The organism is Pseudomonas moraviensis subsp. stanleyae, from assembly GCF_036283065.1.
GTDB lineage: Bacteria > Pseudomonadota > Gammaproteobacteria > Pseudomonadales > Pseudomonadaceae > Aquipseudomonas > Aquipseudomonas stanleyae.
On the sequence record NZ_JAADJI010000018.1, the window covers coordinates 1 to 14,775 of the forward strand.

General features: G+C 59.0%; 12 protein-coding genes and 1 pseudogene. 4 read left to right on the top strand and 9 right to left on the bottom strand.

What is annotated here, in order from left to right; translation table 11 throughout:
• Positions 1-658, top strand: a pseudogene (locus tag GXB78_RS26630) (type IV secretion protein Rhs); the annotation flags it as partial.
• A complete protein-coding gene (locus GXB78_RS26635; protein ID WP_329517659.1) occupies positions 655-1,074 on the top strand; it encodes a hypothetical protein in 420 nt (139 codons plus the stop codon). The pseudogene GXB78_RS26630 and the gene GXB78_RS26635, both read left to right, overlap by 4 nt.
• Position 1,075: 1 nt before the next feature.
• On the opposite strand, the gene GXB78_RS26640 is transcribed toward GXB78_RS26635, so the two are convergent.
• Both GXB78_RS26640 and GXB78_RS26645 read right to left on the bottom strand, forming a co-directional pair.
• Positions 1,076-2,878, bottom strand: a complete 1,803-nt coding sequence (locus tag GXB78_RS26640; protein ID WP_329517660.1) for a bifunctional diguanylate cyclase/phosphodiesterase — start codon at positions 2,876-2,878, stop codon at positions 1,076-1,078.
• Between the two features lie 118 nt (positions 2,879-2,996).
• On the bottom strand, positions 2,997-5,081 hold the full coding sequence (locus tag GXB78_RS26645; protein WP_200890504.1) for a carboxy terminal-processing peptidase: 2,085 nt from the start codon (positions 5,079-5,081) through the stop codon (positions 2,997-2,999).
• Positions 5,082-5,219: 138 nt separating this feature from the next.
• Between GXB78_RS26645 and GXB78_RS26650 the strand changes: the two genes are divergently transcribed.
• Positions 5,220-6,182 (top strand): zinc-binding dehydrogenase, encoded by a 963-nt coding sequence (locus tag GXB78_RS26650; protein ID WP_329517661.1) that lies wholly within the window; start codon positions 5,220-5,222, stop codon positions 6,180-6,182.
• Between the two features lie 169 nt (positions 6,183-6,351).
• Here GXB78_RS26650 and GXB78_RS26655 read toward each other — a convergent pair whose 3' ends face one another.
• The 6 genes from GXB78_RS26655 to GXB78_RS26680 all read right to left on the bottom strand — a co-directional run bounded on the left by GXB78_RS26655 (position 6,352) and on the right by GXB78_RS26680 (position 11,740).
• Positions 6,352-7,005, bottom strand: coding sequence for an HAD family hydrolase (locus GXB78_RS26655; RefSeq protein ID WP_329517662.1), 654 nt, complete (start codon positions 7,003-7,005; stop codon positions 6,352-6,354).
• 112 nt (positions 7,006-7,117) lie between these two features.
• Complete coding sequence (locus GXB78_RS26660) at positions 7,118-8,107, bottom strand: ABC transporter ATP-binding protein (protein ID WP_329517663.1); 990 nt, start codon at positions 8,105-8,107, stop codon at positions 7,118-7,120.
• Complete coding sequence (locus GXB78_RS26665) at positions 8,104-8,904, bottom strand: ABC transporter permease (protein ID WP_329517664.1); 801 nt, start codon at positions 8,902-8,904, stop codon at positions 8,104-8,106. Before GXB78_RS26665 ends, GXB78_RS26660 begins: the two co-directional genes overlap by 4 nt.
• A complete protein-coding gene (locus GXB78_RS26670; protein ID WP_329517665.1) occupies positions 8,891-9,736 on the bottom strand; it encodes an ABC transporter permease in 846 nt (281 codons plus the stop codon). The genes GXB78_RS26665 and GXB78_RS26670 overlap by 14 nt, the downstream gene beginning before the upstream one ends.
• Positions 9,733-10,539, bottom strand: coding sequence for an alkaline phosphatase family protein (locus tag GXB78_RS26675; protein WP_329517666.1), 807 nt, complete (start codon positions 10,537-10,539; stop codon positions 9,733-9,735). The genes GXB78_RS26670 and GXB78_RS26675 overlap by 4 nt, the downstream gene beginning before the upstream one ends.
• 133 nt (positions 10,540-10,672) lie before the next feature.
• Positions 10,673-11,740, bottom strand: coding sequence for an ABC transporter substrate-binding protein (locus GXB78_RS26680; protein ID WP_329517667.1), 1,068 nt, complete (start codon positions 11,738-11,740; stop codon positions 10,673-10,675).
• A 349-nt stretch (positions 11,741-12,089) separates the two neighbouring features.
• On the opposite strand from GXB78_RS26680, the gene phnR reads away from it, so the two are divergent.
• Positions 12,090-12,803 carry a phosphonate utilization transcriptional regulator PhnR gene (phnR, locus tag GXB78_RS26685; RefSeq protein WP_329517668.1) on the top strand — a complete coding sequence of 238 codons (714 nt, stop codon included), beginning with the start codon at positions 12,090-12,092 and terminating at the stop codon, positions 12,801-12,803.
• Positions 12,804-13,424: 621 nt separating this feature from the next.
• Here phnR and GXB78_RS26690 read toward each other — a convergent pair.
• The gene (locus GXB78_RS26690; protein WP_329517669.1) at positions 13,425-14,759 is read right to left on the bottom strand and encodes an amidohydrolase; all 1,335 of its coding nucleotides are present in this window, start codon (positions 14,757-14,759) and stop codon (positions 13,425-13,427) included.
• Positions 14,760-14,775 lie beyond the last annotated feature (16 nt).

Below are 14,775 nucleotides of genomic sequence, written 5' to 3' on the forward strand. Positions count from 1 at the left end.
GCCGGACCCGGTGAAGCTCGCGGGTGGGTTGAATCAGTACCAGTACGTGCCGAATCCGACGGGGTGGGTGGATCCGTTGGGGTTGAGTTGCATTTGTCCACCGTCAGCGCCGCGACGTCCGATGCGATACGAGGCTGGTCGCGTGGTCGTCGAAGAGGGAGCGCCCCCGCTGCCAAAGATGACGGCGCAGGAGCGACGGGCGAGGATTGATGAAGTGGCTGAGGAGAATGCAAAGCGGCGTGTGAGTGAGTATGAAGAACTTTATGACATGCACACTGTGAAAAAACATAGTTCGGAAATTTCTGGCCCGGCTCTCAAGCAGCGAGCGATAAATGGCGCGGATCCTCATACTGGCGAGGTTCCTAAAAATGCTAAAGGTAATCCCAGCTCTCAGTTTCATAGTTGGCGTATGCATCTGGGAGCCTTGAATAAAGCGATGACGAAGGATGAAAACGGATTGATTAAGCATACAGGGATGGATCAAAAGAAAAATCCTATAGTTCGATTGGAGCTGCTTGGAGCTGGGCGCGGCTATAGGCCTAATAAAAAAGATGCACAAAATCCTCGGCTGAATGAGGATATGAATTGGTTTGAGGTTAAGTTTGACAAAGACAATACACAGAAGCCTTTTACGGGCTTCCCAGCGGAGGGCAAATGATGCTTAAAGACCCATTTTTAAATGAGCCTTTTGAACCTGATTTGATGTGGTTCGTTGGTGTATTTGATGTTTATGATAGAGAAGAATCCAAGGGTGTAGAGCTTGAAATATATGATCCGAATGATCGAGCTGATAGAAGCGTGCTAATAGAGAAATATTGCTTAAACCAGCCCTATCTCTCCTTTAGGCATAAACTGGTTCTCATTGAAAATCTGGAAGCAGTGCTTAAGGATTCAAGCTTTGATTTTCAAGCTATATTCGAAATTGATGAATGCGAGACAAACAGTTGGCCGCGTGAGGAATGGTACTCATTAGAAAGCCCCCGTTGCTTTTTTCAAGATGTCTATCGACTAGCGAAGGAAATTTGGAAAGAGGATCTATTCATGGCAACTAATGAGGATAGGTCAACTTGGTAAACTAAAAGCCAAGTTGACGTTGGTCCATAAGGTATGATGGAAGCAGCCCGGCAGCGGCGAAACTATCAATCACATGCACACTAAACCCCACAACATCCTTCGCATGATGCTTAGCCTGCGAAGCCATCTCCGCTAGCTGGCTGGCATCAAGCGCTGCGCAAGCCTCAGGGCGCAGATGCACCACCCCAATCGATAACGACAACAACGCAAACTCCTGCCGCACGCCCTGTCGGTTCGGCGCTGTAAAACAGCCGGCCTCCAGATGCTCGGGGCGGTAGAAGCGGCGGCATTGGCTCTGGAAGTCGTCGAGCAGTTGGTTGAGGCGTTTGCGCCAGTCTTCGGGGCCGAGGACGAGGAGGAAGTCGTCGCCGCCGATGTGGCCGACGAAGTCGCGGGTGGGGTCGACGCGTTCGTTGAGGCATTGCGCAAGGCAGAGCAGGACTTCGTCGCCGCGGCCGTAGCCGTAGATGTCGTTGAAGGGTTTGAAGCTGTCGATGTCGACGTAGCAGATGATCGATTCGCGGGCCTGCTGCAGCAAGCGAGTGAGGCATTGCTGGATCGGTACGTTGCCCGGTAACAAGGTGAGCGGATTAGCGTAGCGCGCCTGTTGAATCTTCAGTTCGGTGATCAGTTTCAGCACGTCGATGACCCGGCCGAGGCCGAGGTAGCCGCCGTTGAGGGTGATGATGAAGTCTTCTTCGATGCGCTGGCGGGCGCGGCTGGTGATCAGGCGGCTGACTTGCTGCAGCGACTGGCTCATTTCCACCGCTAGGAAATCATCGTTCATCAGGCGGCTGATCGGTTTGCGCGCGAACAGATCGGTGGCAAACGGTTTGAGCAGCGCGTCCGACAGCGAGTGGCGATGGACGATGCCGCAGGGTTGGCCTTGTTCGTCGAGCACGGCGAGGGAGTTGAGGTTGGCCTGCCGGCGGAAGGCTTCGAGCACCGAGGCGGTGGGCGTATCGCGCTGCACGGCGGGCTGGTCGTTGAGCAGGGCGCTGAGGTCACTGCCTTCGTCGTTCAGCGCGACGGCGCTGCTGTCGTGTTTGGGCATCATGGCGCGAGCATCGCGCGATGGATGTTCCTGAGGGCGGCCGAGCAGGTAACCCTGCACCAGATCGACGCCCATTTCAGTCAGCACCGCGAGTTCTTCCGGTAACTCGATACCCTCGGCAATGACCAGTGCGCGCGACGCCTTGGCGATTTGCAGAATCGACCCGACAAACTCTCTTTTCAGCGCATCCTGATGAATGCCATCGATGAAGTGCCGGTCGATCTTTACGTAATCCGGACGCAATTCCGACCACAGGCGCAGGCTCGAATACCCGGCACCGAGATCGTCCAGCGCAATGGAAAAACCCATCGCCCGATAGTGATGCAGGGCGGTTTGCAGCAACTGGAAATCATCGATTGGCGTCTGCTCGGTGAGCTCGATCACCACTTGGCTCGGCGCAATACCCAGGTCCTGCAGCAGTTGCAACGTGCGTCCCGGTTGATGCGCGGCTTCGAGCAAGGATTCCGGCGATACGTTGAGGAACAGCTTGCCCGGCAGTTGCTGCTCATTGAAGCGGCGGCAGGCGCTTTGCCGGCAGGCGATTTCCAGTTCGCTCAAGCGTCCGGCCTGACGTGCAACCGCGAACAGGGCAATCGGCGAGTGCAGAGGACTGTTGGAAGGACCACGGGTAAGGGCTTCGTAACCGAGAATGCGGCGTTCGGAGAGGCAGATGATCGGCTGGAACAGGCTGTGTAAACCGCTTTGAGTCAGGATCGAGCTCAAGGCGCTCAGCTGTTCGGTCGTGGTCATGGCAGTCTCTGGCGATAAATAAAGGACCGGGAGCGTTTGCTCCCGGTCCTTTATTGCACGACAGAATGATGACTGTTTGATGACGATCCGCGGATCGTCAGCACTAAATTGCCATCACTTACTTCTTGGCCACCTGATTGCTCAGCTTCAAGTAATCCAGCAGTACGCGCCCGGTTTCGCTCAAGTAGGCATCGTCTTCCGGTTTGACCTTGTCCGGCTCGGCAGCGGCCAGTGCGTCTTCGTCTTCTTTCTTCAGCTCTTTGAGCGGCTCTTCGCCTTTAGCCTTGCGACGGATGTTTTCCATCGCCAGCTGCTTGGCGTCGATGTCGGCGTGTTGGGCACGACGATCGGCTTCGTTGAGGCTGACAGTTTTTTCTTCCATCAGCTTCTGCGCCAGGGCCAGCTTGTCGCGAATGAACACAAACTCGGCATCCTTGTTGGTGCGCGCGTCATGCTCGGACTTGAGCTGGGCGAGGAACGGCTTGAACGGATCGGCCGCCGGCTTGATTGCCGCGCGGATGGTGTCCCACGGCATGGCTTCCGGCAGAGCGCTCTCGCCGATTTCCTTGGTGTCGATCAGCGACGGATAGTCGATGTCCGGCAGTACGCCCTGATGCTGGGTGCTCTGCCCGGAGACGCGGTAGAACTTGGCCAGGGTCAATTTCAGTTCGCCATGGTTCAGCGGCTGAATGGTCTGCACGGTGCCTTTGCCGAAGGTCTGGCCACCGATGATCAATGCACGGTGATAGTCCTGCATGGCGCCGGCAAAGATCTCCGAAGCCGAGGCGGACAGGCGGTTGACCAGCAGCGCCATCGGGCCTTTGTAGAACGCGCCCGGGTTTTCGTCTTCAAGCACGTCGACGCGGCCATCGGCGTTACGCACGAGTACGGTCGGGCCTTTATCGATGAACAGACTGGTCAGCTCAGTGGCTTCCTGCAGGGAACCGCCGCCGTTGTTGCGCAGATCGATGACCACACCGTCGACTTTGTCTTTCTGCAACTCGGTGAGCAGCTTCTTGACGTCGCGAGTGGTGCTCTTGTAATCCGGGTCACCGGCACGGAAGGCCTTGAAGTCGAGGTAGAAGGCCGGGATTTCGATCACGCCAAGTTTGTAATCCTTGCCGTCCTGTTTCAGGCTGAGGATCGACTTTTTCACGGCCTGGTCTTCGAGCTTCACCGCTTCACGGGTGATCGGTACGATCTTGGTGGTCTGGTCGTTCGGCGCATTGCTCGCCGGGATCACTTCCAGACGCACCACGGTGCCTTTCGGACCGCGAATCAGTTTGACCACTTCGTCCAGGCGCCAGCCGACCACGTCGACCATTTCCTTGTTGCCCTGGGCAACGCCGATGATCTTGTCGGCCGGAGCGACCTGCTTGGTCTTGTCCGCCGGGCCTGCGGGCACCAGACGCACGACCTTGACTTGATCGTTGTCGCTCTGCAACACGGCGCCGATGCCCTCGAGGGACAGGCTCATGTTGATGTCGAAGTTTTCCGCGTTATCCGGCGACAGATAATTGGTGTGCGGGTCGTAGGACATGGCGAAGGTGTTGATGTACGCCTGGAAGATGTCCTCGGCACGGGTCTGGTCCAGACGCGCCAACTGATTCTTGTAGCGCTTGGTCAGGGTTTCCTGAATCTGCTTCGGCTCTTTGCCGGCGATCTTCTGGCGCAGCACTTCGTCCTTGACGCGTTTGCGCCACAGGTCATCGAGTTCTGCGGTGGACTTGAGCCAAGGCGCGTCCTTGCGATCAATCAGCAAGGTCTCCCTGGTATTGAAGTCCATTTTGTCGACGCCTTTGTTCAGCTCGGCAAGGGCGAAGTCCAGACGCGCCTTGACGCGGTCCAGATAGCGCTTGTAGATGGTGAACCCGGCGTTGAGGTCGCCGCTCTTGAGGAAGTCGTCGAACTGGGTTTTCCACTTGTCGAATTCGGCGATGTCGCTGGCCATGAAATAGCTACGGGACGGGTCGAGCAGCTTGATGTAGCTGTCGTAGATGATCACCGAGCGCGCATCATCGAGCGGCGGCTTGCTGTAGTGGTGACGCTTGAGCAACTCGACGACGTTCAGGCTGGCGATGACTTCATCGCGATCAGGCTGCAACTTGTCCCAGCTGTTGGCTGCGAATGTGGTGCCCGACACCGGCAACAGACCGATACCGATGAAAAGAGCGAGGGCGGTGCTGGGGAGCAGATGCTTCATGCTGATTCGACGCGGGGACAATTGATAACGCATATTAGGCCGTCTTTGAAGTCGCCGGTTCTTTGAGAGCCGGTCGCATAATGCAAAAAGCCCGGCGCTACAGCTTCGGGCTCAGTCCAGACTCACTATGGAGGCAGTGTGAAGGCATTGCAAGGCGTTGAAGGTCAAGTGGCATGGGTTGAAGAGCCGCGGCTTACGTGCGATGTAGGACAAGTCCGCATTCGTGTGGCGGCAGCCGGCCTCAATCGCGCCGATTTATTACAGAAGGCAGGGCTTTATCCGCCGCCTCCCGGTGCCAGCCAAGTGCTCGGTCTTGAGTGCTCCGGGGTGATCAGCGAGGTCGGTGCGGGTTCGTCCTGGCAGGTCGGCGATCGGGTTTGCGCCTTGCTGGCCGGGGGCGGCATGGCCGAAGAGGTGGTCGTCGACGGACGGCACGTGCTGCCGGTGCCCGAAGGCGTTTCGCTGATCGAGGCAGCGGCGTTGCCCGAGGTCTACGCCACCGTCTGGCTGAATGTGTTTCAACTGGCAGCGTTGAAACCCGGTGAGAAAATTCTCCTGCACGCCGGCGCAAGTGGAATCGGTTCAGCCGCCATTCAGCTGTGCAAAGCCTTCGGTAACCCGTGCTGGGTCAGCGTCGGTTCCGCCGAGCGCCTGGCTTACTGCGAAGCGCTGGGTGCGCAGGGCGGCGTGGTGCGCACCGATGATATCGAAAGCCTGCGCGACTTCGGCCCGTTCGATGTGATTCTCGACCCGGTTGGCGGCGATTATTCGGCACTGAACCTCAAAATGATGGCGCTGGACGGGCGCTGGGTGCTGATCGGCTTGATGGGTGGACGGGAGGCGAAACTGGATCTGGCCCAGGTGCTGGGCAAGCGTGTGCAATTGCTGGGTTCGACGTTGCGCAGCCGTGATGATCAGTTCAAGGCGGATCTGCTGAGTGATCTGGGCCAGCACGTGTGGCCGCTGTTTGCCGAGGGGCGCTTGCGTGCGCAATTGGCCAAAGCGTATGCGGTGAAGGATGCCGAAGCGGCGTTTGCCGAACTGGCGAGCAATACGGTGGCGGGCAAGTTGGTGTTGGTGATTGACGACAGTCTCACCTGACATCACCAAGCCTTGTGGCGAGGGAGCTTGCTCCCGCTGGGTCGCGAAGCGGCCCCAATCATTCAATGCGCTGGATCAGTTCATACCGGTTGCATCGATTTGCGACTGCTGCGCAGCCGAGCGGGAGCAAGCTCCCTCGCCACAGGTAGCGTCCACACTGGATCTTCGGTTATTTCCAGTGATGGATCGGCCAGCCGGCCTTTTCTGCGTGCTCGAGTAGCACCGGATCCGGGTTGACCACATGTGGGAAATCCACCTTCAGCAGCAGCGGCAGATCATTGCGCGAATCGGAATAGAAACTCGCGCCTTCGAGGTTTTCTTCTTCGGCGTCCAGCCATTCCAGCAAGCGGGTGATCTTGCCTTCGCGGTAAGTCAGGGTGCCGACGGTGTTGCCGCTGTACACGCCATGGGTGACTTCCAGTTCGATGGCTAATATCTCGTCGATACCCAGGCGATCGGCAATCGGCCGCACCAGATGCGTGCCCGATGCCGAGATCACCAGAATCCGGTCGCCTGCCTTGCGGTGGGCGGCGATGGTTTTGGTCGCGTCGCTGAAGATGATCGGTTCGATAAAGTCTTCAACCCATGGCCCGACCAAGTGCTCGACTTCTTCCGGCGTACGCCCGATCAGCGGTTCGAGGCTGAAGTCCATGTACTCTTCCATTCGCAACTTGCCATGGCTGTACGCGTCCATCAGCTCATTGTTGCGGCGCATGAACGACTCGCGATCGACCCAGCCGAGGCGCCCCATCTGCTCGCTCCAGAGGGTGGCGCAGTCGCCGTGGATCAACGTGTCGTCCAGATCAAAAATTGCCAGGGCCATTGGGTTCTCTCCGAGAACAGCTGCAAGCTACAAGCCTCGAGCTGCAAGAATTAAAATCAGGTGGACCGCAGTCTACAGCTTGAAGCTTGCAGCTCGAAGCTCGCAGCTGCTTTTAAGCTACTTCGCACAGGGCGCCCGGATCGATGGAAAGTGCCAGGCGCTGTCCGTCGGGATGCAGATCGGCGGCCGACCGGTTGAGCACATCGACCACCAGTTCCACGCCACGCGCTTCGACGCGATAGCGAATGACGTTGCCGAGCAGGCTGTGGCTGCGGATCTGCGCATCGAGTTCGCCATTGAGGCTCAATTCGATAGCCTCCGGGCGGATGGCGATGCGGTGGTTGATCGGTCGTTGCAACAGCTTCGAGGCGGCATCGGCGTCGAGCAGGTTGTAGTTGCCGATGAAGCCGGCGGCGAATACATCGACCGGCGCGGTGTAGAGGGTTTCGGCGTCGCCGCTCTGGACGATCTTGCCCTGATTCATCAGGAATATCCGGTCCGACATGGTCAGCGCTTCTTCCTGATCATGGGTGACGAAGATCGTGGTCAGGCCGAGTTCACGCTGAATCTGGCGGATCTGCTCGCGCAAATGTTTACGAATCCGTGCATCGAGGGCCGACAGCGGCTCATCCAGCAGCAACAAGCGTGGACGGGTCACCAGCGAGCGGGCGAGGGCGACTCGTTGGCATTGGCCACCTGAAAGCTGATGCGGATAGCGGCTGGCGAAGTCGTGCAGTTCAACCAGTTTCAAAACTTCAGCGACGCGCTGGTGGCTGTCATCGGCGTTGACCTTTTGCATGCGCAGGCCGAAGGCGACGTTCTGTTCGACGGTCATGTTGGGGAACAATGCATAGCTCTGAAAGACCATGCCGATCCCGCGTTTCTGCGGACTCAACGGCACGATATCGACACCGTCGAGGAGGATCTGGCCGCCATCCACCGGGGTCAGCCCGGCGATACAACGCAACAACGTGGATTTACCGCACCCGGACGGGCCGAGCAGAGTGACGAACTCGCCCTTGTTGATCTCGCAATCGATGTCGCTGAACACCGTGGTGCCGGCATAACTTTTCTGCAGGTGTTGGACGCTGACGTAGCTCATTCGCTTTTGTCCTTGTTCAAGATGTTGGCGATCCAGGTCAGGACCAGCACGAAGAAGAAATACGAGATGACCAGTGCACTGGTGAAGTGGCCGCTGCTGTTGCGCATGTTGTTCAGATAAACCTGCAGGGTTTCATAGCGCGTGCCGACGAGGATGTTGGCGAATACGAACTCACCGAAGAGGAACGAGAACGACAGCAGCAGCGCCACCATCAGACCCTTGCGCAGGTTCGGCAGCACCACCAGGAACGCCGCTTGAAAAGTGCTGGCGCCGAGCAGTTGCGCAGCATCCATCAGGTCGCGCAGGTTGATCGCTTGCAGGTTGTTGGTGATCGCCCGGTACATGAAGGGCAGCGCCACGGTGAAGTAGCAGCCGATCAGAATCCACGGCGTACCGACCATCGCCATCGGTCCGGAACCGTAGAGCTGCAACAGCCCCACCGAGGACACTACCGGCGGCACCGCGAAGGGCAGCAGGATGAGGATGTTCATCAGCGCATCGAGCTTGGGAAAGTAGTAATGCACGACGAACAGCAGCGGCAGGATCAGCACCACCGAGAGCACCAGCGCGCCGACACAGACGATCAGCGACTGACCGAATGCGTGGAGAAAGCGCGGATCGCTCCACAACTGGATGTACCACTTGAAGGTGAAGCCACTCGGCAGAATCGTCGCCGACCAGCTGCTGGCGATCGAATAGACCAGCGTGCCCACCAGCGGCAACAGCAGGATGGCGAACAGCAGATAGACCACGACACGGTGGTAGAGGCCGGCCGGGCCGGATTCAGCGCGAGACATGGTAGCTCCTCTTCAGCAGCAGTTGATGCACGACGGTGACGATGGTCATCAGCGCTACGAGCACCACAGCCAGGGCGCTAGCCAGGTTCGGGTCGAGGGAGATGTCGCCGGAGACCATCGCCGCAATACGAATCGGCAAGACGTTGAAGTTGCCGGTAGTCAACGCATAAACCGTGGCGTAGGCGCCGAGGGCGTTGGCCAGCAGAATCACGAAAGTGCCGAGCAACGCCGGGGTCAGCACCGGCAGGCCGATGTGCCGCCAGAACTGCCAGCCGTTGGCGCCGAGCAGCGCCGCGGACTCGCGCCAGTCTTCACGCAGAGCATCGAAGGCCGGGTAGAGCAGCAGCACGCCGAGGGGAATCTGGAAGTAGGTGTAGAGGATGATCAGGCCGGTTTTTGAATACAGGTTGAAGTCCTGAATGATCCCCGACTGCTTGAGCATGATGGTGATGCTGCCGTTGAAACCGAGCAGGATGATGAAGGCGAACGCCAGCGGCACGCCGGCGAAATTGCTGGTCATGTTGGCGAAGGCATTCACGAAGTTGCGTAGCTTCGAGTCAACCCGACGCAGCGAATAAGCGCCAAGCACGGCGATGATGATGCCGAATACGCTCGACCAGAAACTGATCTCGAGGCTGTACTGGATCGCCTGGCGATAGAACTTCGATCCGAAGATCTTGCTGAAGTTGGCCAGGCCCCAGCCGGACTCTTCCGATTGCAGGCTGTTGATCATCACCCAGACCAGCGGGGCGATTTCGAAAACGATAAAGAACAGCGCGAAGGGCACCAGACACAGCGCCGCGAGCCATTTGCCGCGAGTCGTGGAGTTCACTTGAGCAGCTCCCGGGACACAGGTTTGTCGTGGGGCACGCCGAGCAGCTCGCAGACCGTGCCGCAGAGCTCGGTCTGCTTCGGTGTGGCGTCAGGGTTGAGGCTGAACGCATCGCCGAGGACGAACAGCGGCACCTGACGTTCTTCCGCCAGCAGGCCGTTGTGCGAGCGATCGTTGTTCATGCCGTGGTCGGCGGTCACCAAGACCTGATAACCAGCGTCGAGCCAGCTCTGCAGATAGTCGGCAAGGATGACGTCAGCCGAGCGCGCGCTGTTGCGGTATTGCGAGCTGTCGAGGCCGTGCCTGTGGCCGGCATCGTCGATGTTCATCGGGTGGATCAGGAGAAAATCCGGCGCGTGACGCAGGCGCAGGCTCTCGGCGTCGGCGAACAGGTGCGAATCCGGATAATGATCGTTCCAGTAGAAATGCCCGTGCTGGATCGGCAACGTCGGATCGTCGGTGTGGCGGTCGCGCGCAGCCACGAACGGTGAGCGGTTGTACAGCTCGCTGACCCAGTGATAGGCCGCGGCGGCGGTTTTCAGCCCGGCATCGCGGGCGTAGTGATAAATGCTGCGCTGGTTGGACAGGCGCGAGACATTGTTGTGGACGATGCCGCTGTCGATCGGCGGCACACCGGTGAGAATGCATTCGTAAAGCGGTCGGGACAGGGCCGGCAATTCGCACTCCAGCTGATAGAGCGCCGCGCGTCCTGCGCCAACATAAGCCTGCAGATGCCCCATGGCGTGATACGCAACCTCGTAGTTGAGGCCGTCGAGCACGACAAGGATGACGTTGTGCTTCATAGGGGCAAGAACTCCGAAAACAGATCTGGAATCAACCTGTGTAGGAGCTGCCGCAGGCTGCGATCTTTTGATGTTGCTTTTAAAGGGCAAGATCAAAAGATCGCAGCCTCCGGCAGCTCCTACAGATGAAGGATTACTTCATCTCTACAATGACTTCCTCGTTCCACTGCTGCGGCAGGGCTTTGGAGGTCTTTTCCCACGCGTCGGCATCCTTGACCGGCGTGACCTTCTTGTACTGCTCGTTCGGCAGCAGTTTGGCCTTCACGTCTTCCGGCAGTTGCAGGTGTTCGGCGCGGATCGGCCGGGCATTGCCGCGGGCGAGGTTGGTCTGGCCTGCGTCGCTGAAGATGTATTCGCGGGTCAGCTTGGCGGCGTTGGGGTTTTTCGCGTACTTGTTGATGATCGTGGTGTAGCCGGAAATCACCGAACCGTCGGACGGAATCAGCACTACGTAGTCATCCGGATTGGCCATCTTGGCTTTGTAGCTGAGGCCGTTGAAATCCCAGACCACGCCGACTTCGATCTCGCCTTTTTCCATGGTGGCAATGGTTGGGTTGGCCATCGACAGGCGACCCTGTTTGGCGAGGTCGGCGAACAGCAGCAAGGCAGGCTTGATGTTTTTCTCGTCGCCGCCGTTCGCCAAAGCCGCAGCGAGGACGCCGTTGGCAGCCTGGGCGGCGGTGCTTACGTCGCCGATAGAGACCTTGTATTTGCCGGTCTTCAGGTCCGCCCATTTGGTCGGCACGTCGGAGCCGTTGAGCAGCTTTTTGTTGACGATAAAGGCGATGGTGCCGGTGTAGGCCAGTGCCCAGTTGCCGTCCTTGTCCTTGGCCCAGTCCGGGATCTGCTCCCAGGTGCTTGGCTTGTACGGTTGCACGACGCCTTGCTTGACCGCGATCGGGCCGAAGGCGGCACCGACGTCGCCGATGTCGGCGGTGGCGTTGTCTTTTTCAGCGGCGAACTTGGCGATTTCCTGGGCCGAGCTCATGTCGGTGTCGATGTGCTTCAAACCGTAATTCGCAGCCAGGTCATCCCAGGTGCCTTTCCAGTTGGCCCAGTTGTCGGGCATGCCGACGCTGTTGATGGCGCCTTCCGCTTTCGCAGCGGCTTCGAGGGTTTTCAGATCGGTGTCGGCCGCCATGGCGGCGCTGCACATTGCAATGGTCGAGCCTAACAGTGTTGCCAGGAAAAGCTGTTTCATTCCGAAGCTCCTTGGTCGTGTTCAACGCTGCGATTGCGGTTGTGTTGGTCTAGGTCAGCAATACCTGAGCCAATTTAGGCGGGCTGGATGACACTTTGATGTCGACGGCCTTGTGGCAGGTCTGTCGGCTGCTGGGAATCGGCAGTTGCCAAACAAGCGTAGACCATGGCGCAGTGCCGAAAGACAAAGGACTTGGCCGATGTATTGCAAGTCGTGAAAGCGACCGTTCGGTAGTTTTGTCATCTGTCGGTCATCTGCACTGCCTAGGCTTGCAACATGCGAAAGCGCTCTGATCAGCGTTCATTTTTGCCCCGAAACAGTGCTGGTCTAGTCCAGATAGGTAACGTTGATGCGCGATGAGGCAACGAAAGCGGTGACAGCGATTGGCCAGGTGCTGCAGGAGCAGATCGATCATGGTTTGCTCGCGGCCGGGAGCAAATTGCCGGCCGAGCGCAAGCTCAGCGAGTTGTTCGGGACTACGCGAATCACTGTGCGTGAGGCGTTGTTGCAGCTGGAGGCGCAGGGGCAGATTTATCGCGAGGAGCGGCGCGGCTGGTTCGTCTCGCCGCCGCGTCTGGCGTACAACCTGATGCAGCGCAGTCACTTTCACGCGATGGTCAGTGCGCAGGGGCGCGAGCCTTCGACCGAGGTGATTTCGGCGCGTTTGCAGCCGGCTTCGGCGGCGGTGTGTGCGTGGTTGCAGTTGCCGGCCTTGTCGAGCGTGATTCAGATTTGCCGCTCGCGGCGCATTGATGGGCGTCTGGTGTTGTATGTGGAGCACTATTTGAATCCGCAGTTTTTTCCGGGGATTCTTGAGTTTGATTTGAATCAGTCGATCACCGAGCTATATGCGCGGCATTACGATTTGCACTATGGGCGGGTGCGCTTCGAGATTGTGCCTACATCTTTATCTGTCGATGCGGCGGCGGCTTTGCGGGTGTCGGTGGGGAGTCCGGGGTTGCGCATTGCGCGGGTCAATTATGATCAGCATGGAAGGTTGATTGATTGTGATCTGGAGTTTTGGCGGCATGATGCGATTCACGTTGGGGTTGATGTGGTTTGACCTTTTTTGACCTTTTTTGACCTTGGCGGCCTCTGGGCCGACCAGGTTTTGGGGTTTTTGGGTGAATATCCGTTGCTGCGGGTGTTGCTTCTGGCGGTTCCGCCCTTACGGCGGGTCACTTTGGCAAACGCCCCAAAGTAACCAAAGGTCTGTGCCCTGACGTTCGGCCCGCTCGCTGGGGCTCGGGGTTCCTTCGCTGCGGGATCGATCCTGGCGCAGCGGCTCCGGTTTGCTTCGCTGCACCTCCTTCCGCTGTGTCTGGCTGCGCCAGACGGTCGCTGCGCTCCCACGCCCGGATCAATCCCTCCGCTCAGCCTGCCGACGGGCTCCAGGATCAAAGGCGGAACTCGAGCTTGCGCTCATCGTGTGTGTAGGCGCTGCCGAAGGCTCGGGGCGCGATCGGGCGATCTTTTGCTTTCCATTTTGCTGTTCTGTGGAGCGAGCTTGCTCGCGAAGGCGGCCTGGCAGCCGGCCTCTTCTTGAGGATGAACTCGGTCCAATTGTAGGAGCGAGCCTGCTCGCGATGGCGCCTGTCAGCCGACCAGTCTCTGTCGGTCGGATGTACTCAATCCCTGTGGGAGCGAGCCTGCTCGCGAAGGCGCCCCCCACAGTCACCCCTGTCTACTTGGCCACCGCTGCATTCTCATACAGATAATCCGTGGCCAACGAAGCCAATGTCCTGACCCCAACCACCAGCGCCGACTCATCGACAAAGAACCCCGGATTATGATTCGGCGCGGCTTTGCTCATGTCCTGATCCCGGGGCGTCACTCCGAGGAACACGAACAACCCTGGCGCCTCTTTGGCAAAGAACGAGAAGTCCTCCGCACCGCCCACCAATGGTCCCTGTACGACATCATCCTTAGCCGCCCACTTCAGGGTCGGCAGCATCTTTTCCGTCAGTGCCGGGTTGTTGATCGTCGGGTCGTATTTTTCGATGATGGTGACGTCGGCTTTCGCGCCGCCGCTTTCGGCGATTTTCTCGATGGTCTGGCGTACGTCGCTGTGCAGCTTCTGGCGGATGCCGTAGTCGTAGGAGCGGATCGTGCCGGTCATGTCGAGTGATTCGGGGATGATGTTGTAGCGGGTGCCGCCGTTGATGGTGCCGATGCTGACTACCGACGGGTAAGAGGAAATGTCGGTGCGGCGGCTGACCACGGTTTGCAGGCCGACGATGGTTTGCGCGCCGACGGTGATCGGGTCGATGCCGTCCCAGGGGCGGCCGGCGTGGGTTTGTTTGCCGTGGATCTTGATGCGCAGGTCGTCGGAGCTGGCCAGGGTCGGGCCGGGGCGGTAGGCGATCTGGCCGGCGGGGACGCCTGCCCAGACGTGCAGGCCGAATACCGCGTCGGGTTTCGGCGATTTCATCACGCCTTCTTCGACCATCATCTTCGCGCCCCAGGTGTTTTTGCCGTCGGGAATGAAATCGCTCGGGCCTTCTTCGGCGGGCTGGAAGTAGAACACCACGGTGCCGGGCAGGCTGTCGCGCATGCCCGTCAGAATTTTCGCTGCGCTGAGCAGGATCGCGGTGTGGGCGTCGTGGCCGCAGGCGTGCATGACGTCGACTTCCTTGTCGAGATAACTGCCTTTGGCTTTCGAGGCGAACGGCAAGTCGGCGACCTCCTTGACCGGCAGCGCGTCCATGTCGGCGCGCAGCGCCACGGTCGGGCCGGGCAGGGCGCCCTTCAGGATGGCAACCACACCGGTGCGGGCGACGCCGGTTTTCACTTCCAGGCCCATGGCTTGCAGTTGTTTGGCGACCAGCTCAGCGGTGCGTTTTTCGGTGTTGCCGAGTTCTGGATGGGCGTGGAGGTCGCGGCGGGTTTCCAGCAGTTGCGGTTCGAGCTTTTGCGCCTGCTCTGCGATCTGTGCGCGGGCGCTGTCCATCGTCGCGGCGCCGGCGTGGCTGGTAACCAACGTGAGCAAAACAGTCTGGGCGATGCGCGTCAGGTGCATGGGATTCTCCTTGATT